Source organism: Burkholderia sp. SIMBA_062 (assembly GCF_046534765.1).
GTDB classification, from domain to species: Bacteria; Pseudomonadota; Gammaproteobacteria; order Burkholderiales; family Burkholderiaceae; genus Burkholderia; species Burkholderia ambifaria.
The window spans coordinates 1-256 of record NZ_JAWRYD010000415.1 but is presented as its reverse complement, the minus strand read 5'-3'; the positions used below and the strand labels follow the sequence as shown (position 1 = coordinate 256).

Sequence of the window (256 nt, the reverse complement as noted above, 5' to 3'; positions counted from 1 at the left end):
CGAGCAGAAGATGCAACGCTCGATCGACGCGTTCAAGAGCGATCTCGCGAAGATCCGCACGGGCCGCGCCCACACGGGCCTGCTCGATCACATCCAGGTCGACTACTACGGTTCGCCCGTGCCCATCTCGCAAGTGGCCAACCTCACGCTCGTCGACGCCCGTACGATCGGTGTGCAGGCGTGGGAAAAGAAGATGGTTCAGGTCATCGAAAAAGCCATCCGCGAGTCGGATCTGGGTCTGAACCCGGCCACGCAC

At 62.1% G+C, this 256-nt stretch carries 1 protein-coding gene; it reads left to right on the top strand.

Annotated elements, in window-relative coordinates:
- Nucleotides 1-256 (top strand): ribosome-recycling factor (locus tag SB786_RS36895; protein WP_410731671.1); only part of this gene is annotated, 256 nt, incomplete at both ends.